Source organism: Pseudomonas sp. KCJK8993 (assembly GCF_046230915.1).
Taxonomy (GTDB): Bacteria; Pseudomonadota; Gammaproteobacteria; order Pseudomonadales; family Pseudomonadaceae; genus Aquipseudomonas; species Aquipseudomonas piscis.
In genome coordinates this window covers 58411-79548 of sequence record NZ_JBJJLO010000008.1, presented here as the reverse complement: position 1 = coordinate 79548, position 21138 = coordinate 58411, and the positions used below count along the sequence as shown (strand labels likewise).

The window sequence follows — 21138 nt, the reverse complement described above, 5'->3', positions numbered from 1 at the left end:
TCAGCCAGCCCGCTCGCGGCGGCCCCCCAGCCGCCGCAACCCCAGGGCCATGCCAACCGCGGCCAGCAACATCGCCAGCAACAGCAGCGAATAGGACAACCACCAGGGCGTGCCGGCGGTCATCATGCTGAATTCGGACATGCCACCGATGCTGGCGATCAGGTTCAGCGGCAGGAACACCACGTTGATCAGGGTCAGCTTGCGCAACAGCTGGTTGCTGCTGTTGTTCATCAGGTTGCCCCGGGCATCCATCAACCCGGCGAACACCGTGGAATAGATCTCCGCCTGCTTGTAGCACTGGTCGTTCTCGATGATCAGGTCGTCGATCAGGCCGATGGCCTGGCCACAGAAACGCTCCTTGGCAGCGTGGTTGCGCAAGCGGGTCAGGACCGCGCCGTTGCTGCGCAGGGCATTGAGGTAGTGGATCAGGCTTTCGCTGAGGTTGAACATCTGCAGCAGGTGGCGGTTCTCCAGGGTCTGGTTGAACTTCTGTTGCAGCTCGCGGGCCACCAGCTTGATCACCTTCAGGTGCCCCAGGTAGTGATGGATGTTGTTGAGCAGCAAATCCAGCAGCACGTCCTGCGGCGTGTGCAGGTCGTGCCTGGCGCCCAGGCCGTGCAGCGGCGTGTCGTCAGCGGCGATCACCAGCAATCGCTCCGGGGCGAACAGCAAGCCGCAGGAAGATACCTCGAAAGACAGACTGCCAGCGCCGGAATAGTTCTCCGGGCGCTTCCAGATCAGGAACAGGTAATCGGGGTGAAACTCGATGCGCGAGACTTCGTCCGGGTCCAGCGCCGAGTCCAGGGCATGGGCATCGAGCTTGAAAGCGCTGTGCAGCAGGTCGCGCTCGGCCAGGTCCGGATCGCTGAACAGCATGACCTGCGCCTCGAGGCCAGGCACCGGGCACAGGCCGCCATGGCTCAGCCGATAGCTCTGGATCATCGCAACCTCACCAGGCCTGGCCCCGCCGCTTGAGTTCGAGACGACGGACGAATTCCTCCAGCACCAGGCAATACAGGTCGTCCTGCAGGTAGGCATCCTCGATGCCGGCATCGAGGTTGGGATTGTCATTGACCTCGATCACCACCACCTTGTCGCCGGCTTGCTTGAGGTCGACCCCATACAGGCCGTCGCCAATCAGGCTGGCGGTCTTGACCGCCAGTTCCACCACCGCCCGTGGCGCCTCGTGGATCGCCAGGGTCCGGCATTCGCCGTTGATGTCCTGGCCCTTGGCCTTGTGGTTGTAGATCTGCCAATGGCCCTTGGACATGAAGTACTGGCAGGCAAAGATCGGCTTGCGGTTGAGCACACCAATGCGCCAGTCGTACTCGGTGTAGAAGAACTCCTGGGCCAGCAGCAGGACCGAATGCTCGAACAGTTCGGCGGTGGCTTCCAGCAGCGCCTGCTGGCTCTCGACCTTGATCACCCCCCGGGAGAAACAACCGTCGGGGATCTTCAGCACCAGGGGAAAGCCCAGGCGCTCGCCCACCCGCTCGAAGTCCTGCGGTCGCTCCTTGTACAGGATCTCGGTAGCCGGCATCCCCAGTTGGTGACCCTTGAGCAGGTCGCTGAGGTAGACCTTGTTGGTGCAGCGCAAGATCGAAGCCGGATCGTCCATCACCACCAGCCCTTCGCTCTCGGCCTTCTTGGCGAAGCGGTAGGTGTGATTGTCGACACTGGTGGTTTCGCGGATCAGCAAGGCGTCGTATTCGGCCAGGCGCGTGTAGTCCTTCTTCTCGATCAGCTCCACATCGATCCCCAGCCCCTTGCCGACGCGAATGAAATTCTCCAGCGCCCGGGCATTGGAAGGCGGCAAGGCTTCCTGGGGATCATGGAGGATAGCCAGGTCATAACGGGCCAGGCGCCGGGAGCGCGGAACACGCCAGACCTTGCGACTGAAACTGTCCAGGGAGTTGGCGAACTGATCTTCCTGGTCTTCTCGCAACTTATGCAGGGCGCCGCACTTCACACCCTCGATGTGCCAGCTGTTAGTTCGTTTGAACTCAACTAACAAGATTGGGCATGGAAACAACTCGAATATCTGCCGGGCCAAATCCTGCAGGGGTTCTATATGGGTCCGGCCGAAATACAGAGTCAGGGTAAAGCCTTCGGTATCGCTGTACAGATGATGGCTCAAGGCCTTTTCCAGGGTCTTGTCCAGATCGTCCAGCGCCAGGCCGTAGAGGGCCTTGCGGGTCAGCTCGCTGATGGTCCGAACCGAAGGAATCACCCGGTGACCACGGGCCTCGGCCAGGAGCGAGCAATAATAACCATGCCCCAGGTACTTGTAGCTGCGGCACAGGTTGATGACCTGGACCCGCTTGCCCGGGGTGCTTGCGCAGCTATGTTCCAGGTACTCCTGGGCGGTGAGGATATCTTCACTGGGGAAATACGAGGCCCAGTCTTCCTTGCGCTCGACAATGATGATGACTTGGCTGGAGACTTTATCGATTGCCGACAAATAACTTGTCGAAGTGATTGCCGCCGGCAAACTTTGCCCGGATACTTCTGGCCAATGATTTTGTACCGCTGACATAAAGTTCGATCTCGCTGAAGAAACCTGACCCTTTCTATTAAGCACGAACTTTTTTTGAAGTCTCGTTTCATTACGCAACTTTTACGGCGGTCATATGGATCTTGTCTTTCGCACTGCAACCCCCGACGACCTGGCAGCCCTGGTGGAGTTGGAACAGCAATGTTTTACCAGCGACCGCCTGACCCCGCGCAGCTTCCAATGGATGATCAGCCGCGCCCACGGGCAACTGCTGGTGGCCCAGCACCGCGAGCGGTTGCTGGGTTACGCCCTGGTGCTGTTTCACCGCGGCACCTCCCTGGCGCGCCTGTACTCCATCGCCATCGCTGCCGATGCCCGGGGGCTGGGCCTGGGCAAGCGCCTGCTGCAACGCATCGAGGACTGCGCCCTGGCCCACGACTGCGCCTACCTGCGCCTGGAGGTGCGCAGCGACAACCCCACGGCCATCGCCCTCTACGAACGCCACGGCTATCGACGCTTCGCCAGGCTCCACGACTACTACGAGGACCATGCCGACGCCCTGCGCCTGGAAAAGCGCATCCGCGAGCCTCGGGAGACCCGCAGTATCCGTGTGCCCTACTACCAGCAGACCACCGACTTCACCTGCGGACCGGCCTGCCTGCTGATGGCCATGGCCGCGTTGCAACCGGCGCGGCCGCTGGAGCGTCGCGAAGAGCTGCAGATCTGGCGCGAAGCGACCACGGTCTTCATGACCGCCGGCCACGGAGGCTGCAGCCCCCAGGGCCTGGCCCTGGCGGCCTGGCGCCGGGGCTTTGGCGTGCGCCTGCAGGTCAACAGCGCCGGGCCGCTGTTTCTCAACGGCGTACGCGACGAGCATAAAAAAGACGTCATGCGCCTGGTCCACGACGAGTTCTGCAAGGCATTGGACGCCAGCGACGTGCAACAGGTGCTCGGCGGGCCGCTGGAGCTGCCGCGCCTGCTGGATGACGGCGGCCAGCCATTGGTGCTGATCAGCAGCTATCGCCTGACCCGCTCCAAGGCGCCCCATTGGGTGATGGTCACCGACTGCGACCAGGACTTCGTCTACCTCCACGACCCCGATGTCGACCATAGCCAGCACCGCCAGGCCATGGATTGCCAGCATCTGCCGGTGAGCCACCGGGAGTTCGACAAGATGTGCAGCTTCGGCAGCAGCAAGCTGCGGGCCGCCGTGGTGCTCTACCCACGCCAGTCCGCCCAGGGTGCTTGAGGCTTACTCCAGGCCGAGCCGGTACAGCACGCCCGAGTCTTCATCGGTGAGGACATACAGATAACCGTCGGGCCCCTGGCGCACGTCGCGGATGCGCGCCTTGAGCTCGCCCAGCAAACGTTCCTCATGCACGACGCGGTCACCATCGAACTGCAGGCGGATCAGTTGCTGGCTGCTCAGGGCACCGATGAAGGCGTTGTGTTGCCAGGGCTTGAAGCGATCGGCAGTGTAGAAAGCCAAGCCGCTGATGCCCGGCGACTGTTCCCAGACATGCCGCGGCGCCACCGTGCCCGGGGCGGTTTGTCCGCCAGATTCGGGGATCGGCTGGCCCGAATAGTCGATGCCATGGGTTGCCAGGGGCCAGCCATAGTTCTTGCCCCGCTCGATGATGTTCAGCTCGTCACCACCTTTGGGGCCATGCTCGCCTTCCCACAGCGTCCCGCTCCAGGGATTGAGCGCCGCCCCCTGGGGATTACGTTGGCCGTAACTCCAGATTTCCGGACGCACACCGGCCTGGCCAACGAAGGGATTGTCCTCTGGTACCCGGCCATCGGCGTACAGGCGCACGACCTTGCCCTGGAGCTTGTCCAGGTCCTGGGCGGTGGGCCGCACGTTGTTCTCTCCCAAGGTGATGAACAGGTAGCCGTCGTGGTCGAACACCAGCCGCGAGCCGAAGTGGTTGCCGGTGGAGAGCTTCGGCTCCTGGCGGAAGATCACCTGGAAGTCCTTGAGCCCACTGCCATCCTCGGCCAGTCGGCCACGGCCCACCGCGGTGCCGGCAGTGTCGCCCTGGCCACCACCCTCGGCGTAGGACAGGTAGACCAGGCGGTCCTGGACGAAATCCGGCGACAACGCCACATCCAGCAGGCCGCCCTGGCCTCGGGCCCACACCGTCGGTACGCCATTCAAGGGCGCCGAAAGCTTGCCCTCGGGGCTCACCAGGCGCAGGTTGCCCGGTCGTTCGGTGACCAGCATGCCCTGGCGATCCGGCAGGAACGCCAGGGCCCAGGGATGGTCCAGGCCTTGCACCACCGGGGCCAGGCTCAAGGTGCCGTGTTCACTGGCGAATGTCTGCTTCTCGACGGCCAGGGCCGGTGTGGCGTTGGCCAACAGGACGCTGGTGCACAAGGTGGTGAACAGGCTTCTACGCAACATACTGGTTTCCTTCTATGGATCGAGGGGCTTCCCTGGTGGCCGCTGGTACAGCGCTCCCTGGCAAGGCCGTGGGCGTCTCAGCGCCGGTTGCCATTGGCGTCGTAGCTGGGGGCTGGCAAGCGTGGATCGGGGTTGGGCCGTTGTCCCCCTCCACGAGGATAGCCGTTGCCGATCCCGCCGTTCTCCAGGGTGGGCGCCGGGCTCGAGGGCACAGTCCCGGGGACGCGTACCGGCGGGTTGGCGGGCTGGGTCCCTTGCATACTGTTGGGATTGGCCCGACGAATCGGGTTGCTGTAGGGATCGTTATTGCCGCTGTTGGGCAGGTTCTGCGCGAGTCGCCAGGTGTCCGCCACCTGGCTGTAGGGTTCCGGGGCGGCCCAGGCGGTGCCGGCGGCCCAGGCCAGGACAAGGAATGCGGCAAGGCCGCGAGCCGGACTGTTCATGGCAGGTCTCCTCGGGAGCGAAGGTATCGGATTCGATTCCACGCTACGCCCGGGGTTCGGCTTTGTTAATCAAATAATCTTGAGGCAGATGTAACGCCCGGTATCCACGGGAGGATGTGGGCACCGGGAATGGCGGGCCTCCTCAGGGTCGGCGGATGGCTGACCGCTGAAGAGTTCGCATACAGGCGGGGGTCATCAGATATAGATGAACAGCAACAGCAACGCGGCGAAGATCGCCCACTTTTCCAGGTAGTAGCGCGCGCGATTGCGTTTTTTCAGCTCTTTGCCCCGCAGGCGGATCTTGTACAACCGGTTGAAGGCCCGATTCAGGCCGCCGGTCTTGTCGCCCGCGTCGTTGGGCGAGCCGGCCGCCGACATCACGGTACGGCTGAACCAGCCATTGAACGCTGCGGCCCAGCGGTATTTCATCGGTCGCTCGACGTCGCAGAACAGGATGATGCGGTTCTGCTCGGTGGTGTTTTCCGCATAGTGGATATAGGTCTCGTCGAACATCACCGCTTCACCGTCGCGCCAGTGGTAGCGTTCGCCGTCGACCTCGATGTAGCAACCCTCGCTGTTGGGCGTGGACAGCCCCAGGTGATAGCGATAGGAACCGGCATAGGGATCGCGATGGCGAACCAGCTTCGAACCGGGGGGCAGTTCGGCGAACATCGCGGCCTTGATCGAGCCGATGCTCTGTACCAGCTCGGTGGTGCGCGGGCACAGCTTCATCGCCGAAGGATGGCTGTCGCCGTACCACTTGAGATAGAAGCGCTTCCAGCCGGTCTTGAAGAACGAGTTGAAACCCACGTCGTTGTACTGGTCGGAGCGCTTGATCTCGCCGGCCTGCAGCAGGCTCTGCCCCTCGGCGCGGATCTCTTCCCAGTGCTCCTTGAGCATTTCCATTTCCGGGAAGTCCGCCGGGTCCAGGTACGGCCGGTTGGGATGCTTGGAGAACAGGTAGAGGAAGCAGTTGATCGGCGCCAGGAAGGTGGAGTGGTCACTGAGCTGGCGACCCAGTTTGTGGCGCACTCGCCCCCGCAGGTGTACGTATGCAATGGATAGAACGTATACAGCGGCAATGATGAGTTTCACGGAAATCGTCACACGTCAGAAGGGAACATGCTGCGCCTGCACAAACCCGCTGGTCCGGAGGCAAATGGCAGCGTCTGAATTGAAAAAGCGTGACTGGCGATACTCTCCGTCGCCAGTCCGGCTCTCGGCATCTGGCCGTCGGCAGGCATTTTAGCCACAGTTTGTAACCAAGGGTTAATCCAAATTTGTGAAAAGCTGCGGGGGCTTTGTAGCCGCGCTCCGCTATTGCCGCAGGTATTGATGCAGCTCAATGGACAGGCACTTTGCCTCCTCAGCCTCGCGACGGCTGTGTGCGAGGGATGAGACGGCGTATGCTGCGCGCCACTGACTTCCCTCGCCCGGCAAGGATCGCCCGAACCATGCTCCCGCCACGCTTCCCGACGCTGGTACTGCTGCCCGGAATGGACGGCACTGGCCGCCTGTTCGAACCACTGCTCAAGACCCTGGGCCCTGACGTGCCAGTGCAGGTGCTGGACTATCCCGCCAACCTGCCGCTGGATTATCCCGCCCTGCAAGAACGGGTCTGGGAGCAGTTGCCCAAGGATCGGCCCTTCGTGCTCCTGGGGGAGTCTTTTTCCGGCCCGGTGGCGGTCGCCCTTGCCGCACGCCAGCCACCAGGCCTGCTGGGCCTGGTGCTGTGCGCCAGTTTCGTACGTAACCCGCGCCCCGCCTTGAGTCCCCTGATGGGGCTGCTCAAGCTCATCTCCCTGCATCATTTGCCGTCGTGGCCCATGGCGGCACTGCTGCTGGGCAGGCTTTCCACCCCGGGACTGCGTACAGCCCTGGCCGGGGCCATAGCCCAGGTAGCGCCATCGGTGCTGCGGGCGCGCCTGCTGGCCGTGCGTGATGTGGACTGCAGCGCGGCATTGGCCGCATCGCAGTTGCCGCTCATGTACCTGCGCGCCCGCCAGGATCGACTGGTGCCCGCGGCGGCAGCGGCCTTGATCCTGCAGCTGCGCCAGGATGCCCAGGTAATCGAGATCGATGGCCCCCATTGCTTGCTCCAGGCCGCGCCGGCAGAAGCCGCGCGGCCTCTGCGGCATTTCATCCAGGCCTTGCCGGGCTAACCGCACCAGGAGTCGACTTCGGTTCCGCTGAACGCCAATGGTCCAGGGTATGAGCCCGACAGCGATGCCAGGAAGCCCGAAACAGCCCTCGGCAGGCCACCGATGGTAGAGCCCGGGGAACAATGACATCAGCGGGTCGTTGGTGCTCTCCTGCACCTGGGTCCCGTGCATGTTGGCCCGATTGTCCCGCGTATTGATCGAGCAGGTGATGGCCCTGGATCGCTCCCCGGTGGACCTGCCCTTCCCTACGGATCCGCGGAGCGTGCACCGGGCCAGGCTATTGCGTCACCACCCCGTGAGCCAGGCGGCTGGGAGCCAGCGCGCGCACCATAGAGCGGCTGCATGCCCGGACAATGAAAAGACCCACGCGCAGATCGGGCTCGTGACCGACAGGATTGGGCGGAGGATCGCTCGAGAAAGGCGGCCTTGAGCATCGCCAGGCACAGCAGGATGATCGCTGTGCCCGCGACAAGGGCCAGGCAACGCCATGGCCAGTCCAGATCCGGGGCAAAACCTGCAATCACCGCAGCAACACCCAGGCCCAGCAGGAGCAGGAAGAGGAAAACGGCAATCAGCCAGGTGCCGAAGAACAGGACGCGCCATGGCCATTTGTTGCGTTTGATCGGTGAAGCGCGTTCGACGCGGGAGGAATGTTCGTGCTGCATATCCATCGCAAGACCAGTTGTTCCATGCAAGGAAACCTGGCCGGACCTTCAGGTTCAGGTCACTCCTCGACCCGGTCCCCAATTGAGAGGGGTGGAGGATCGGGCCGGGAATGAGGGCCGAATGATGCCAAATGAACTTGCCCCCGACAACCGCCAAACTCGCTCAGCCTTTGCGGTATTGGCTCAGGCCCAGGCCGGTATGGCGCTTGAAGTATTTGCCGAGGTAGGACGCATCGGCAAAATTGAGCTCTTCAGCGATCCGCCGCACCGGCTTGCGTGGCTGGGCCAGCTGTTTCTTGATCTCCAGCACCACCTGCCTGTCGATCAGCGTCTTGGGCGCGTCGTTGAAATACCTTCGCGACAGCTGTGCCAGGTAATAGGGGGTCACATGCAACAGGCCAGCATAGAACGCCACCTCGCGCTGCTGCCGACAGTGCAGCGCGATCAACTCCCAGAAGCGCCAGCAAAGCGCTTCCGGCCTGCTGAAGTCATTGCTGGTCACGCTCTGCAAGTCGACTCTTTCGCAAAGCCACAAGAACAGGTTCTGGAAATGGTTGACCAGCATCACTCGCCGATGGTTCGCGACCTGCTCCTGGATGATCGCCGCCTGACGCTCCCAGGCTTGCAAGAAGGCCTGAAATTGTCGATTGGCGCGCAAGAACGGCGAACGACTCAAGAACACGAACAGGCTGTTGGGCAACGCGGCGGCCACCTCTGCCGCGATGGCGCGATTGAGCAGATAGCAGCGACAGGCAAAGTCATCCGATCTGTGCCTGAACCAGGCGATCGAATCCTCGGCGAGAACCAGAAAGTCGTTTTCCGTCACCTTGTACGGCTGGAAATTCACTTCCAGTTCAGCGCTGCCCTGCTGGCAGACCAGCACCACCACATAGGCCAAGGCCAGGGGGAGCCCCTGGTCCCCGTCGAACCGGCAGCAGCCGATGAAGAAATCCTCGCAACCGTTCACCGTCAGGTCCGATACCACTGCCCAGGCCTCCAAGTGCGTCTGCTGTTTTGAAAATTACTTTTTTTGCCCCAGCCCATGCATTGCCCCTGTCCTGACGGATTTCCACAATGGCGCTGGGCATTTTGCGCCACAAATTTCAGGAAAACACCTCATGTTGAACACCCAACGCCTTGTCCTGCGGCCCTGGCGGGCCAGCGACGCGTCCAGCCTCTACCAGTACGCCAGCGACCCGCGAGTGGGTCCGATCGCCGGCTGGCCAGTGCATGAAAGCGAAGCGCAGAGTTTGGAAATCATCCAAACGCTATTTTCACGTCCGCACGTCTACGCCGTGACGCGCAAGCAGGACGACGTGGCCATCGGCCTGGTGGGATTGCTCGTTGGCCAGGACAGCCATTTCGAGATCGCCGAGAACGAGGCGGAAATCGCCTATTGGATTGGCGTGCCGTTCTGGGGCCAGGGCCTGATTCCGGAAGCGGTCAGGGAACTGATGCGCCACGCCTTCGTCGATCTGGAGCTCGGCGCCCTCTGGTGCGGCTACTTTGCCGGGAACGAACAATCGTTCCGGGCCCAGGCCAAGTGCGGCTTCAAGTACCACCACAGCGAAAGCGGCAAATTCAACCCGTTCATGAACGACTATCGGGACGAACACATCAGCCACATCGGCAAGCAGGAGTGGCTGATGCTCCAGCGGCACAGCTCACCATCGCTCCCCGGCTGAGGACGTTGCAGGAGTCCAGGCTCGCTACTTGGCGGGCGCATCCCAGCAATCGGCCTTGCGCGAGCAGACATCGTACCGGCGATCCATCAATGCCATGCGATCCAGGTGCGCCTTGGTGGCCGCACGAAAGGACTCATCGCTCTTGATCATGTACTGCGAAGTCCTTTGCGCCATGCGCGCACCCCACTGGCGCCGGCTCTTGTCATCCAGGGCTTGCGGCCCACTGGCCAGCTTCTGCAGTACACCGTCGTCGACACGGTTCAATTCGTCGCGGTAAGCCGCGACGTACTGGTCTCGGGCCGCATCGTGTTGATGGTTGAGATCGTATTGCATGGCTTCCAGGTTCTGTTTGTATAGCGCCCAGTAAGCCTCGGGCAAGCGCACAGAATCCGCTTTCTTCAGGGCGGCGATACGTGCGTCATTGTTGGTGTCGGCTGCCAACACCGGCTTGCCCGCGGATACGACGACCGCGTCATTGGCGATGATCCGCTCGATCAAGGCACTCCGGGCAGCGCTCTGGGGCAAGGGTTGGCCCAGAGGTTCGAGCGTCACGGCCTCGGCAGTCACGGAGGCCGGGGGAACGGCGCAACCTGAAACCAGCAGGCAGGTAGATATCAGGGTCAAGACGAAGGCATTGCGAGCGAACATGAGCTCTCCATGAGCAACGAAAACGGGCGCGCGCAGCATACCCAAGATGCCCTGCGAAACTGTACTCGCCGGAAAAAATAATGGCGCGTTGATGGCTATCAGCACCCAACACAAACCCACTGAAGAGAACTGGCATACTTCGCGGCTGAACCACTCAGCGGAATGGCCACATGGATGCACAAGAATTCGTAGCCCTTTGGAAAGCAGAGAAACGCCTGGTCCAGGAGGAGCTCCGTCATGGGACTGGAACCGCCGCCCAACAGTTCAGGGCCCTGGAGCTGGATGAAGGGCAGTCGCAAAAGCTGTGGGAGGCCATGGATACGGCGCTGACCGATATTTTCTACAGCCTGCTGTTGGGCCTCGATGGGGCCGCGGCCATTGGCGGCGAACAGCATGACTATCAACTGCGAGAGGAAGGCGGAAGCCTCATTTCAGGAAGCGGCGAGATCGAGGCTGAAGCCTTCGAGCAGTTCCATTCCTGACGAAAAGCCCGGCTGTGCACTGACGATCGCCCAACCTCGGTAATTGATGCATCGAGACGCTGGGCCTTTCACCTGGTTCTTCGTGCGGATCAGCTCGGAGCATCGCGCTGCGCCTTGAATACCCGGCTTGGAGGCTGGTCCGACACATCATTCAGTTCACCGCATAGCCGCACGCCAATCTTCTCCAGCACCCGGATCGACGCTCCATGGCCGGGCCTGACCAGCCTGTAGACCTCCGGCGGGCCCAGTGGCTTGAATGCGTGTTCCAGCGCAGCGAGTCCCAATTGGGTGGCATAGCCCCTGCCCCAAGCTTCGACCGCGGAGCGCGATCCCAGGTTGATATGCTGCTCGGACAGGTACCTGAGAGGCCGTCCATCGAATTATAGGAAAACCGATTTGCCACATATGGGAGACGCCGTAATACTCCCGCCATGGAATTCAAAGATCGCCTCAAGACCGCCCGCCGCCACGCCAAGCTCAATCAGACTGAACTGGCTGCACGCGCAGGTATCACACAGACCTCGATCTCCGATCTGGAGCGAGGAAAGTCCAAGGCCACGGCCTTCGTGGCGCAAATTGCCTCTGCCTGTGGCGTATCCGCGCTGTGGCTGGCCGAAGGTGATGGCCAGATGCTGGTTGCCGACCGGGAGAGTCCCGTAACGCGGGCACCGAAGATCGAACTGGACGCTATCGAGACTTGGGACGAAGACACTCCCCTTGCTGACAATGAGGTCTATGTCCCCTTCCTCCGGGAAGTGGAACTGGCTGCCGGTTCCGGACGTTTCGTGATCGAGGCCAGCACCACCGCCCACCTGCGCTTCTTCAAGAAGGACCTGCGTCAGAACGGCGTGCAGTTCAGCCATGCAAGATGCGTATCGGTGAGCGGGAACAGCATGATCCCGGTACTGCGTGATGGCGCCACGGTTGGCGTTAACTGTGCCAGGCATACGCTGAAGGATGTGGTCGACGGCGAGATGTATGCCCTCGATCACAACGGCCAGTTGCGAGTAAAACAGCTCTACCGCCTGCCTGGCGGCTTGCGCCTGCGTAGCTTCAACCGGGAAGAACACCCTGATGAAGACTATGGCTTCACCGAGATCCAGGAACAGCAAATCTCGATCCTGGGCCATGTGTTCTGGTGGGCGATGTACTCGCGCTGATACCTGCTGTTTTGCAATCCCTCCAGGCGTTTGACCAACGTCATCCCCCCAGCTTCTTGTGAGCCCGTCATAGGCGGGTTTCTTTGCACGACAAAATATAGGAATACCCATTTACAACGAATACAGGTTTGCCTATATTCGATCCGTGCCGATTCACCCTCGGCCCGATAGCGAAGGCTGCGTTGCTCTTGAACAAGGCGCGCCACATCGGATCGTCAACGGCTAGCTGGGGATCGCCCCGGCCATGTCCGGAGAGCTAGGGAAAGGCATGGAAGGAAGTCACGCGAAGCTCACGTATTTCTGGCCAATGGCTTGCTCGGCACTCACGCAGCACCTGCAAAGAACTGCGAGTTTTCATATCCAAGGACCATAAGGAAAAGCATGAATAATTTCGGCAGCATCATCGCCCACGGCACCCTCTACCTCTATCCGGAGCGTCCGCCACAGAATCTGTTCTGGATCGACCAGAACGGCCACACCAATTACTGGTGCTCGGTCCAAGGCGGCACCTCGGGAACCTCCAAGACCCCGCGCACCGAGAGTCGCCAGACCCTCCCTGACTCCCCTGTCTCGTTCAACTGGCCGCGCGGCAGCGCCAGGCACGCCATGAGCGGCCGAGTCCGCGTGGAGGCCGCTCCATCCAGTGGCAAAGTCATCGTCGGGCAGATCCATGCCCTCAACGCTCCCAATCCGTTCCTGATGGTGATCTGGTGGGACGGCTTCGTACGGATCGAGACCCGTAGCACACCGGGAGGCCTGGCCAAGACTCTGTTGAAGAAGCCTGTCACGCTGGGCCAGGCGTTCGACTACCACGTTGAGGTCGATGCCCACGGCGAACTGAGCGCTTCTCTCGACACCCTCAGCGCCAACATGACAGTCGGCAAGTCCTGGGATAAATACCCGTTCTACTTCAAGGCGGGCTCTTATGTGATCGACAACGAAGGGCCGGCAACCGAAGGCGGCTGGGTGGTTTACGAGTCCTTTGACGTATACAACGGCGCGCTGCAAGGCTGACGACCACAGCCTCAAAACGCCGCAGGTGCAGGATGCCCGCAAGTTCGAATGGAGAACTGCCCCAGACCAGGACATCAGTCTGTGGCCAATACCATTCGTAGCGACTCTTGCAATCACCTCCCGAGGCGAGAAGTTCAGCCTGACCAAACAGGCCGCTTGAACTTCCCGTCCCTAGAAAGTCTGGAAACCCGTTTACAGACATAGAAAACCCAGCACATTGCTGGGTTTTTCCACAATCAGTTTTCCGGTTAAACCAAGTACATCTCCAACGAGGCAGCGTTTCCAGCCAGTTGCGTACCTACGCCATAAGCTGCATTGATTACCCTGCATACCGATTTGCGGCGAGCCAGATTTTCAACTTTCGGATCGGTAACCAAATCATCGAAATAGGTGATCAGGCTGTCGTCTGTTAGAAGATTGGCCCCCTTGAGCCTCGCCGTCATATTCTTTATTTGAGTTTTAGCGGACTTGCCTGAAATCGAACATGCCTTGTGGTCGACCGCAAGCAGGAACAGCTCTTCAATTTTTTGGAGGTCATGATTTCCCAAGTTCGTAAGCATAAAAGCCATCCGTGACTAGTGGTTCGGTCAGATTGACAATCCAGCTCGCTCATGTACCAGCGGCTCCAAAGTCTTGTGCCGCTTCAGAATAAGGGATGCAGGGTTACAATCAAGCGGCTGCTCTTCACATCGCTCCATCGCTACGAAACAATTTAGCCCGCCTTGAAAGCGGACGCCGGTACCACGCACGCTGAACAGATCACAGGGACAGAGAGGCAGACGACGTTGATCAGGATTACCCGTCGCCTAAGCATACCGGAGTGATGGAGCTCACCGAGTTGACACCTAGCCTTAGAGATATCGAGACTTCGATCCTTGCACTCGTCGCACTTTACTGCACCGGTATCGGTGTAGCGTTTGCCGGTGGCTTGCTGCCGATGAACGACAAAGGGGGACCCGCTGGCATTACCAGCGGTGAGTCTTTTGTCGTGGCCAGGACTCAGTTAGTCAAACAAGGTTGGCAACCGACACTGATGCATACCTCTGATGCTTATGAATACAGTGGCGTGGAACGGGAGCTGGTTGCACACAAGTTTTTCGAGGTCGACACCTGCTCCCTCGATAGTTCGCGCTGCATCTTGTTCTACTCAAACAAAGGCACTTGCCTGCGTGTCGACACTATCGGCGAGCACCTAAATGACATGAGGGTTACGCGATGGGCAGATGAGTGCCCTAACATGCCTACGGAGCCAGGTACAGCAACCAACACGCGCCCATGACTGTTTGCAGAGTGCTCGTACGCTTGCTACCTCGTTTTAGGAAATCGATGTTGCTCATTCGCTAGCAACGCCCTCCCCCGGCAAACCGATTACGCAAACGCCGGAACCTCAGGTTTCGCAGAGTGCAAGTGATTATTCCAACTCTTCTTCCGGCTTTACTGATTTGCGATCGAACAGACTTGGAAGGGAGATCTTGAGTCCAGGACAGGCATGCAGTAGCAACATAGCCAGAGCACCTGCCAGCATGCCCCAGAAGGCGGATCCGATACCCAGAATCGTGATCCCGGATGCAGTGGCCAGAAATGTAACGAGTGCGGGCTCGCGGTATTTTTCACTCTGCAATGCCGTGGCCAGGCCATTGCCAATAGTACCGATCAGCGCTAGGCCAGCAGTGGCCAGTATCAGTTCTTGCGGGAAAGCAGCAAAGAGTGCAGCAACGGTCGCGCCGAATATCCCGACGACCAAGTAAAAAAAACCTGCAGCTACAGCAGCAATGTAGCGCTTCTTTTTGTCCTCATGCGCTTCTCTGCCGGAGCAAATGGCCGCGGTGATAGTCGCTAGATTCAACGCATAAGCGCCAAATGGGGCAAGCACAACGGTAACGATGCCGATCCAGCCAATCAGTGGAGAGCTTGGGGTTTCATACCCGGCTGCACGCAAAACCGTTAAGCCCGGGAGGTTTTGCGACACCATGGTCACAGCAAACAGGGGTAGCGCCACACCGACCATTGTCTTCAGGCTGAATACTGGGACGACAAATTCAGGCAAAGCCAGATTCAGCTCTATACCTTTGAAGTTCAACATGTCCTTCGAGGCTGCGAGGCAGATTCCAACAACAAGAGGGATCACGACGGCATATCGAGACATAAGACGCCTTGCCAGCAGATAAGCCACCAGCATTGGAAATACCAACGCGAACTGGGAGTTCATTGCAGCAAAAGCATCAAGGCCAAAGCGTAATAGAATGCCGGCCAGCATGCCCGCGGCAATCTCGACAGGAATGCGCTTGACGACCCGCTCGACCCCCCCGCTAAAACCACAAACGGCAGTGAGAACGCCGCAGACGATGAACGCCCCAGTGGCTTCCTGTAAAGATACTCCTGCACTAGCGCTTATCAGTATGGCTGCGCCAGACGTCGACCAGGCAATGGCTATTGGCGCTTTGAAACGTAAGGACAGAGCTATGCCAGCGCCCCCCATGCCAATACAAAGAGCCAGCATCCATGAACCCACCTGCGCAGGCGTTGCCCCCAAGGATTGAGCAGCCTGGAAGACCAAGACAGCCGAGCTGGTGAATCCGACCAGGACAGTCACAAATCCGGCGTTAATGGTCGATAGGGATAGATCTTTGAAAAAGCTCATGCAATGTCCTGTGTGAAGCCGCCGGCAACTTCAACGCTCTCCCGGTCCGAGAGACGGAAATTTTTGATACGGCCATCAAGTCGATCGACCGACCGATACAATATTCATATTGCCCCACCCGATCATGTCGGCTGAGTTCAGTTGGTTGCGCAATTGAAACTGACCTTGAACGCGGAAAGCACTACACAAGCTAATGCTTTCCGATTCAGCGCGACATTTATGCAGAGGCAGCAGTTTCTTCTTGAATTGCTTTAATGAATGCAGGATGAGCGTTAACCGCTGCAATCATATTGCGCACTTTTTCGCTCATGACAATGTCGACCGGGAAGTATTTACCCCAGCCCGCATAAACAGCCAGCATCATGTCCACAACCGAAATTTTTGCACCAAACAGATAAGATTCGCTCTTCAACTGACGCTCGACTGCTTGCCAGAGACTATTGATCGCCTCACTAGCCGCGTTCAGTGCCTGCTGTTTGACTGGACCGTCGGCCAGGGTCTTACCGATGAAAAACAAGCGACCATACGCAGGGTGCATAGTTGCGTTGGCAAACATGACCCATTCAACGAAGCGGGCTTTTTCCAGGCCGCTTTCAGGCAACATGCTATTTTTGTGCTTCTCGAGAAGATAAAGGATGATGGCGGCACCCTCGCGAATAACTTGTCCGTTATCAATAAGAATCGGCACCATTCCACGGGAGTCAAGCTTGTCAAAGTCAACCACCTTGCTACGGTCAATTACTTCGACGTCTTGCTTCAGCTCATTGAGCAATGCGTGGATGGCCAACGAACAGGCGCCGGGCATGTAATATAGCTTATACATAGATATTCCCTTATTTTAAGCGAACTAATACTTCATGAATGAAAGTGGAAAGATATGCCACCCCGCTCCGTTTAACTTGTAGAAACCGTGGGGGCTCTTGCCAACTGAACTTGATTGGTATTTCCAAATTTTTGCGTATGGATTAAAGTTCCACTTGACGAATTTTAGACGCCTTCGGTTTCCTTTGTATACCGAGATCCAGCCGTTTTTAAGAATAAGCGGTTACCAGGTGGTAACCATGTTTTCGAGGATGTCAGTCATGCTTCAGAGACGTCGCAATCACGTTAAGCCGCCGCCCGAAGGCTGCCCGCTAAGTGTATGTTTGGCCATCATCGGCGGGGCCTGGACCCCGAACATAATTTGGTATTTGAGCCGACAGCCCCGGCGTTTCACGGAGTTGAGGGGAGATATCCCTGAAATATCAGCCAAAGTTCTCAGCGCGCGCCTGAAGAAGCTCGAAACGGACGGCGTTGTCATCCGCCAAGTACTATCTACCTCCCCGCCCAGCGTCGAGTACAGCCTCTCGCTCCACGGCCAGGAACTGATGCCGGCAATTGAAGCAATCGCAAACGTTGGCCATCGACTGAAGGAACTGGGGATGGCCCAGGGCTAGTGGGCGCACGGACAAATGTCCAAAGCATCTTTGCGGTCAATTTGAGGAGCAGCGGGGGCAGCCAGCAAATGCCCCAGAAAACCATTCAAGGGCCATCTCTGATGTGATCAGCGCTACTGCTTCCTACCTGAAACACCCATTGATGCCTACCGTATACACCCTGCGTGTTCTTGTTAACGGTTTCCAGCGTGTTGCGTCGGGTACGCTCACTCGAAGATTCACCAGCCTCCCCCAGTTGTCGAGGTTGACCTCATTGATCACAACGAAGGTCAGGGCCGGGTCTTTGTCCAGAATGTCTTTTAGCAACTGGGTTACGCCGGTTACGGGCTACCCACGATCATAGATCGTAGCGAAGCTTGTCGAATCCCTTCTGGTAACGATCGGTGGGAGTCTCGAGTTCTTCGTTTCAGAGGTCGCGGCACTGCGCTGGGATGCTGTTGGCCTAGTGAAGCGCCAGGTTCATGCGCCGCTCGCTCTATGGCAGTGGCCGTAATCGAAGAACGCATCAAAACAAAAAAGAACCGATACGTGCTGCTCAATGATCGAGCGCTACACGCCCTGGAGTTCGCTGAGCGGTATGTTGAGCGCCGGAAATCAGGGAGCGGATCCCTCAAGGACTTCCCTACGTCTTTCCTCCTTCCAAGATTAGCCAGCACAAGGCAGACCTCAGATCCTCACAAGCAATGGGGTCCAGCACTTGATCGGCTAAACGTCCGATATCGACCGCCGTACAACTGCCGTCATACTTATGCGACAATATGCATAATGTCTGGCATGAACCCCGCCTTTATTGCTCAACAGCTTGGACACAGCGTCCAAATGCTGCTCTCGACCTATGCCCGGTGGCTCAACTCCAGCGGCGATTGGGGCGAAATGGAAAAGCTCCTAAATGCCCCAGGAATGGCCCAAGCGCAAAATACGCGGCTCGCAAACCCTTGATAGGTAAAGTAATTGATCTCCACAGCTAACATCACCATGCAGTTCGGCGCCAAGCCACTGTTCGAGAACGTCTCGGTCAAGTTCAACAACGGCAATCGCTACGGCTTGATCGGCGCCAACGGTTGCGGCAAGTCGACCTTCATGAAAATTCTCGGCGGCGACCTGGAGCCCTCCAGTGGCCAGGTCATGCTCGAGCCGAACGTACGCCTGGGCAAGCTGCGCCAGGACCAGTTCGCCTATGAAGAATTCACCGTCATCGACACCGTGATCATGGGCCACGAGGAGCTGTGGCGGGTCAAGGCCGAGCGCGATCGCATCTATTCGCTGCCGGAAATGACCGAAGAAGACGGCATGGCCGTGGCCGAGCTGGAAACCGAGTTCGCCGAGATGGACGGCTACACCGCCGAGTCCCGCGCCGGCGAACTGCTGCTGGGCCTGGGCATCCCCCTGGAACAGCATTTCGGCCCCATGACCGAAGTGGCTCCGGGCTGGAAACTCCGGGTATTGCTGGCCCAGGCGCTGTTCTCGGATCCGGAAGTCCTGCTGCTGGACGAACCGACCAACCACCTGGACATCAACACCATCCGCTGGCTGGAAAACATCCTCACGGCGCGTAACAGCACCATGATCATCATTTCCCACGACCGGCACTTCCTCAACAGTGTCTGCACCCACATGGCCGACCTGGACTACGGCGAGCTGCGCCTGTTCCCAGGCAACTACGACGAGTACATGACCGCCTCGACCCAGGCGCGCGAGCGCCTGCTGGCCGACAACGCCAAGAAGAAGGCGCAGATCGCCGAGCTGCAGACCTTCGTCAGCCGCTTCTCGGCCAACGCCTCCAAGGCCAAGCAGGCCACCAGCCGTGCCAAGCAGATCGACAAGATCCAGCTGGAGGAAGTCAAGCCGTCGAGCCGGGTCAGCCCGTTCATCCGTTTCGACCAGAACAAGAAGCTGCACCGCCAGGCGGTGACCCTGGAGAAAGTGTCCAAGGGCTTCGAAGACAAGCAGTTGTTCAAGGACTTCAGCTTCACCGTGGAAGCCGGCGAGCGCGTGGCCATCATCGGCCCCAACGGCATCGGCAAGACCACCCTGCTGCGCACTCTGGTCGGTGAGCTCGCCCCGGATTCGGGCAACGTGAAGTGGACCGACAGCGCCGAGACTGGCTACTACGCCCAGGACCATGCCCACGATTTCGAGACCGACGAAACCCTGTTCGAATGGATGGGCCAGTGGACCAGCGGCGAGCAGAACATCCGTGCCGCCCTGGGTCGCATGCTGTTCTCTTCCGACGAAATCCAGAAGTCGGTCAAGGTACTTTCCGGTGGCGAACAGGGTCGCATGCTGTTCGGCAAGCTGGCCTGCCAGAAGCCCAACGTGCTGCTGATGGACGAACCGACCAACCACCTGGACATGGAATCCATCGAAGCGCTGAACCTGGCACTGGAAAACTACCCGGGCACGCTGATCTTCGTCAGCCACGACCGCGAGTTCGTATCGTCCCTGGCCACTCGCATCATCGAGCTGGGCCCGAACGGCGTGACCGACTTCAGTGGCACCTACGACGACTACCTGCGTAGCCAGGGCTTGCTGTTCTAAAACAGCGGCAACCGGTGAGTCGCAAGACAAGGCCCCGTCCAGCGTGACGGGGCTTTTTGGTTTTCCGCACTGCCGCCTAGAAGAGACCGGATGGGAATGAATAGTTAGCCTGCTTTCCTTTAACTTCGCGGCACGCGATGATGCGGCCCTCTAACCGCCGCCCGCGAACGAGCCTTCATGCCCGAGCCCCAGACATCCGCGCAAAGCTCCATGGCGATCACCCTGCAGATCGTTTCCATCGTCTTCTATACCTTCATCGCCTTTCTCTGCATCGGCCTGCCGATTGCCGTACTGCCAGGTTATGTCCACGAACAGTTGGGGTTCAGTGCCGTGATCGCCGGCCTGACCATCGGCTCCCAGTACCTGGCCACCCTGCTCAGCCGCCCCCTGGCCGGACGCATGTCCGATACCGTCGGCACCAAGCGCTCGATCGTCTACGGTTTGCTGGGCATCCTGCTGAGCGGCATGTTGACCCTGGTGTCAGTGTGGCTGCAGGAATTGCCCTGGCTAAGCCTGGCGGTGCTATTGGGCGGCCGCCTGCTGCTGGGGGTGGCTCAGGGCCTGATCGGGGTCGGTACCATCAGCTGGTGCATGGGCCAGGTCGGCACGGAACATACCGCGCGGTCGATCTCCTGGAACGGTATCGCTTCCTACGGCGCCATCGCCATTGGCGCGCCGCTGGGAGTGGTGATGGTCCAGCAATACGGTTTCGCCAGCCTGGGCCTTGCGCTTTCAACCCTAGCCTTGCTGGCCTTATTGTTGATCCGCAGCAAACCATCGGTACCGGTGGTGCGGGGTGAGCGCCTGCCGTTCTGGGCGGTGTTCGGACGAATCGCGCCTTTCGGCGTGAGCCTGAGCCTGGCCTCCATCGGCTATGGCACCCTGACCACCTTCATCACCCTGTTCTACCTGAACCTGGGCTGGGACGGTGCGGCCTATTGCCTGACGGTGTTCGGCGTGTGTTTCATCTGCTCGCGCCTGCTGTTCATTTCCAGCATCAGCCGCTTTGGCGGCTTTCGTTCGGCAATCGCCTGCATGAGCGTCGAGACCTTGGGGCTCGGCCTGCTCTGGCTCGCCCCCTCGCCCGCCTGGGCACTGGTGGGGGCCGGTCTGACCGGTTTCGGCCTGTCACTGGTGTATCCGGCCCTGGGGGTGGAAGCCATCAAGCAGGTGCCCAACAGCAGCCGGGGTGCCGGCTTGAGCGCCTACGCGGTGTTCTTCGACCTCGCGCTGGCGGTCGCCGGGCCCTTGATGGGCACGGTGGCGCTGAACCTTGGCTATGCATGGATCTTTTTCTGCGCCGCCCTGCTGTCCGTCACCGGCCTGGGCCTGACCCTGCTGCTCAAGCATCGCGCCATGGCCTGAA

The 21138-nt window shown here is 59.6% G+C and carries 21 protein-coding genes and 2 pseudogenes; 10 read left to right on the top strand and 13 right to left on the bottom strand.

Annotation, left to right across the window (positions count from 1 at the left end; genetic code table 11):
* Positions 1-942 carry a magnesium transporter CorA family protein gene (locus ACK6AU_RS04820; RefSeq protein WP_185699948.1) on the bottom strand — a complete coding sequence of 314 codons (942 nt, stop codon included), beginning with the start codon at positions 940-942 and terminating at the stop codon, positions 1-3.
* A gap of 7 nt (positions 943-949) precedes the next feature.
* Positions 950-2536: a RimK family protein gene (locus ACK6AU_RS04815; protein WP_409298009.1), complete on the bottom strand. Its 1587-nt coding sequence runs from the start codon at positions 2534-2536 to the stop codon at positions 950-952.
* Between the two features lie 94 nt (positions 2537-2630).
* Here ACK6AU_RS04815 and rimI point away from each other — a divergent pair, with 94 nt between their 5' ends.
* Positions 2631-3743 (top strand): ribosomal protein S18-alanine N-acetyltransferase, encoded by a 1113-nt coding sequence (gene rimI, locus ACK6AU_RS04810; RefSeq protein ID WP_185699949.1) that lies wholly within the window; start codon positions 2631-2633, stop codon positions 3741-3743.
* 3 nt (positions 3744-3746) lie between these two features.
* Here rimI and ACK6AU_RS04805 read toward each other — a convergent pair whose 3' ends face one another.
* The 3 genes from ACK6AU_RS04805 to lpxO all read right to left on the bottom strand — a co-directional run bounded on the left by ACK6AU_RS04805 (position 3747) and on the right by lpxO (position 6436).
* Positions 3747-4898 carry a PQQ-dependent sugar dehydrogenase gene (locus ACK6AU_RS04805; protein WP_185699950.1) on the bottom strand — a complete coding sequence of 384 codons (1152 nt, stop codon included), beginning with the start codon at positions 4896-4898 and terminating at the stop codon, positions 3747-3749.
* Positions 4899-4975: 77 nt separating this feature from the next.
* A complete protein-coding gene (locus ACK6AU_RS04800; protein ID WP_409298006.1) occupies positions 4976-5341 on the bottom strand; it encodes a hypothetical protein in 366 nt (121 codons plus the stop codon).
* Between the two features lie 195 nt (positions 5342-5536).
* Complete coding sequence (lpxO, locus tag ACK6AU_RS04795; protein ID WP_409298004.1) at positions 5537-6436, bottom strand: lipid A hydroxylase LpxO; 900 nt, start codon at positions 6434-6436, stop codon at positions 5537-5539.
* A gap of 359 nt (positions 6437-6795) precedes the next feature.
* Between lpxO and ACK6AU_RS04790 the strand changes: the two genes are divergently transcribed.
* Positions 6796-7503, top strand: coding sequence for an alpha/beta fold hydrolase (locus tag ACK6AU_RS04790; protein WP_409298002.1), 708 nt, complete (start codon positions 6796-6798; stop codon positions 7501-7503).
* Between the two features lie 245 nt (positions 7504-7748).
* Here ACK6AU_RS04790 and ACK6AU_RS04785 read toward each other — a convergent pair whose 3' ends face one another.
* Together ACK6AU_RS04785 and ACK6AU_RS04780 are read right to left on the bottom strand one after the other, a co-directional pair.
* On the bottom strand, positions 7749-8174 hold the full coding sequence (locus tag ACK6AU_RS04785; RefSeq protein WP_409298000.1) for a hypothetical protein: 426 nt from the start codon (positions 8172-8174) through the stop codon (positions 7749-7751).
* 157 nt (positions 8175-8331) lie between these two features.
* Positions 8332-9168 (bottom strand): helix-turn-helix domain-containing protein, encoded by an 837-nt coding sequence (locus tag ACK6AU_RS04780; protein WP_221775294.1) that lies wholly within the window; start codon positions 9166-9168, stop codon positions 8332-8334.
* A gap of 118 nt (positions 9169-9286) precedes the next feature.
* Between ACK6AU_RS04780 and ACK6AU_RS04775 the strand changes: the two genes are divergently transcribed.
* The gene (locus ACK6AU_RS04775) at positions 9287-9853 is read left to right on the top strand and encodes a GNAT family N-acetyltransferase (RefSeq protein WP_409297998.1); all 567 of its coding nucleotides are present in this window, start codon (positions 9287-9289) and stop codon (positions 9851-9853) included.
* Positions 9854-9877: 24 nt separating this feature from the next.
* Here ACK6AU_RS04775 and ACK6AU_RS04770 read toward each other — a convergent pair whose 3' ends face one another.
* On the bottom strand, positions 9878-10501 hold the full coding sequence (locus ACK6AU_RS04770) for a hypothetical protein (RefSeq protein ID WP_185699956.1): 624 nt from the start codon (positions 10499-10501) through the stop codon (positions 9878-9880).
* Between the two features lie 170 nt (positions 10502-10671).
* Between ACK6AU_RS04770 and ACK6AU_RS04765 the strand changes: the two genes are divergently transcribed.
* Positions 10672-10983, top strand: coding sequence for a hypothetical protein (locus tag ACK6AU_RS04765; RefSeq protein ID WP_185699957.1), 312 nt, complete (start codon positions 10672-10674; stop codon positions 10981-10983).
* Between the two features lie 89 nt (positions 10984-11072).
* Here the strand turns inward: ACK6AU_RS04765 and ACK6AU_RS04760 are convergent, their stop codons facing one another.
* Complete coding sequence (locus ACK6AU_RS04760; RefSeq protein WP_409298040.1) at positions 11073-11318, bottom strand: GNAT family N-acetyltransferase; 246 nt, start codon at positions 11316-11318, stop codon at positions 11073-11075.
* Between the two features lie 96 nt (positions 11319-11414).
* On the opposite strand from ACK6AU_RS04760, the gene ACK6AU_RS04755 reads away from it, so the two are divergent.
* Positions 11415-12143 carry an XRE family transcriptional regulator gene (locus ACK6AU_RS04755; protein ID WP_409297995.1) on the top strand — a complete coding sequence of 243 codons (729 nt, stop codon included), beginning with the start codon at positions 11415-11417 and terminating at the stop codon, positions 12141-12143.
* 381 nt (positions 12144-12524) lie between these two features.
* On the top strand, positions 12525-13157 hold the full coding sequence (locus ACK6AU_RS04750) for a polysaccharide lyase family 7 protein (protein WP_409297993.1): 633 nt from the start codon (positions 12525-12527) through the stop codon (positions 13155-13157).
* Between the two features lie 248 nt (positions 13158-13405).
* Here ACK6AU_RS04750 and ACK6AU_RS04745 read toward each other — a convergent pair whose 3' ends face one another.
* The 3 genes from ACK6AU_RS04745 to ACK6AU_RS04735 all read right to left on the bottom strand — a co-directional run bounded on the left by ACK6AU_RS04745 (position 13406) and on the right by ACK6AU_RS04735 (position 16621).
* Complete coding sequence (locus tag ACK6AU_RS04745; RefSeq protein WP_185699960.1) at positions 13406-13717, bottom strand: hypothetical protein; 312 nt, start codon at positions 13715-13717, stop codon at positions 13406-13408.
* A gap of 851 nt (positions 13718-14568) precedes the next feature.
* Positions 14569-15798 carry a benzoate/H(+) symporter BenE family transporter gene (locus tag ACK6AU_RS04740; protein ID WP_409297991.1) on the bottom strand — a complete coding sequence of 410 codons (1230 nt, stop codon included), beginning with the start codon at positions 15796-15798 and terminating at the stop codon, positions 14569-14571.
* Between the two features lie 217 nt (positions 15799-16015).
* Positions 16016-16621 (bottom strand): glutathione S-transferase family protein, encoded by a 606-nt coding sequence (locus ACK6AU_RS04735; protein ID WP_409297989.1) that lies wholly within the window; start codon positions 16619-16621, stop codon positions 16016-16018.
* A gap of 334 nt (positions 16622-16955) precedes the next feature.
* Here ACK6AU_RS04735 and ACK6AU_RS04730 point away from each other — a divergent pair.
* Positions 16956-17234 (top strand): annotated as a pseudogene (locus ACK6AU_RS04730) (winged helix-turn-helix transcriptional regulator); the annotation flags it as partial.
* A gap of 123 nt (positions 17235-17357) precedes the next feature.
* Here the strand turns inward: ACK6AU_RS04730 and ACK6AU_RS04725 are convergent.
* Positions 17358-17543: pseudogene (locus ACK6AU_RS04725) on the bottom strand (tautomerase family protein); the annotation flags it as partial.
* Positions 17544-17711: 168 nt separating this feature from the next.
* Here ACK6AU_RS04725 and ACK6AU_RS04720 point away from each other — a divergent pair.
* From ACK6AU_RS04720 to ACK6AU_RS04710, 3 genes are all read left to right on the top strand, one after another.
* Positions 17712-18173 carry a tyrosine-type recombinase/integrase gene (locus tag ACK6AU_RS04720; RefSeq protein WP_409297987.1) on the top strand — a complete coding sequence of 154 codons (462 nt, stop codon included), beginning with the start codon at positions 17712-17714 and terminating at the stop codon, positions 18171-18173.
* A 12-nt stretch (positions 18174-18185) separates the two neighbouring features.
* On the top strand, positions 18186-19772 hold the full coding sequence (locus tag ACK6AU_RS04715) for an ABC-F family ATPase (RefSeq protein ID WP_409297985.1): 1587 nt from the start codon (positions 18186-18188) through the stop codon (positions 19770-19772).
* A 177-nt stretch (positions 19773-19949) separates the two neighbouring features.
* Positions 19950-21137: an MFS transporter gene (locus tag ACK6AU_RS04710; protein ID WP_409297983.1), complete on the top strand. Its 1188-nt coding sequence runs from the start codon at positions 19950-19952 to the stop codon at positions 21135-21137.
* The last annotated feature ends 1 nt before the right edge of the window (position 21138 follow it).

What these genes read in the sequence shown, in the direction of transcription:
- ACK6AU_RS04765 (WP_185699957.1), top strand. Translation starts at nt 10,672, where the DNA reads ATGGATGCACAAGAATTCGTAGCCCTTTGGAAAGCAGAGAAACGCCTG.
- ACK6AU_RS04720 (WP_409297987.1), top strand. Translation starts at nt 17,712, where the DNA reads ATGGCAGTGGCCGTAATCGAAGAACGCATCAAAACAAAAAAGAACCGA.
- ACK6AU_RS04805 (WP_185699950.1), bottom strand. Translation starts at nt 4,898, where the DNA reads ATGTTGCGTAGAAGCCTGTTCACCACCTTGTGCACCAGCGTCCTGTTG.
- ACK6AU_RS04735 (WP_409297989.1), bottom strand. Translation starts at nt 16,621, where the DNA reads ATGTATAAGCTATATTACATGCCCGGCGCCTGTTCGTTGGCCATCCAC.
- ACK6AU_RS04745 (WP_185699960.1), bottom strand. Translation starts at nt 13,717, where the DNA reads ATGCTTACGAACTTGGGAAATCATGACCTCCAAAAAATTGAAGAGCTG.
- rimI (WP_185699949.1), top strand. Translation starts at nt 2,631, where the DNA reads ATGGATCTTGTCTTTCGCACTGCAACCCCCGACGACCTGGCAGCCCTG.
- ACK6AU_RS04710 (WP_409297983.1), top strand. Translation starts at nt 19,950, where the DNA reads ATGCCCGAGCCCCAGACATCCGCGCAAAGCTCCATGGCGATCACCCTG.
- ACK6AU_RS04820 (WP_185699948.1), bottom strand. Translation starts at nt 942, where the DNA reads ATGATCCAGAGCTATCGGCTGAGCCATGGCGGCCTGTGCCCGGTGCCT.
- ACK6AU_RS04750 (WP_409297993.1), top strand. Translation starts at nt 12,525, where the DNA reads ATGAATAATTTCGGCAGCATCATCGCCCACGGCACCCTCTACCTCTAT.
- ACK6AU_RS04785 (WP_409298000.1), bottom strand. Translation starts at nt 8,174, where the DNA reads ATGGATATGCAGCACGAACATTCCTCCCGCGTCGAACGCGCTTCACCG.
- ACK6AU_RS04755 (WP_409297995.1), top strand. Translation starts at nt 11,415, where the DNA reads ATGGAATTCAAAGATCGCCTCAAGACCGCCCGCCGCCACGCCAAGCTC.
- ACK6AU_RS04770 (WP_185699956.1), bottom strand. Translation starts at nt 10,501, where the DNA reads ATGTTCGCTCGCAATGCCTTCGTCTTGACCCTGATATCTACCTGCCTG.
- ACK6AU_RS04800 (WP_409298006.1), bottom strand. Translation starts at nt 5,341, where the DNA reads ATGAACAGTCCGGCTCGCGGCCTTGCCGCATTCCTTGTCCTGGCCTGG.
- ACK6AU_RS04740 (WP_409297991.1), bottom strand. Translation starts at nt 15,798, where the DNA reads ATGAGCTTTTTCAAAGATCTATCCCTATCGACCATTAACGCCGGATTT.
- ACK6AU_RS04775 (WP_409297998.1), top strand. Translation starts at nt 9,287, where the DNA reads ATGTTGAACACCCAACGCCTTGTCCTGCGGCCCTGGCGGGCCAGCGAC.
- ACK6AU_RS04790 (WP_409298002.1), top strand. Translation starts at nt 6,796, where the DNA reads ATGCTCCCGCCACGCTTCCCGACGCTGGTACTGCTGCCCGGAATGGAC.
- ACK6AU_RS04815 (WP_409298009.1), bottom strand. Translation starts at nt 2,536, where the DNA reads ATGTCAGCGGTACAAAATCATTGGCCAGAAGTATCCGGGCAAAGTTTG.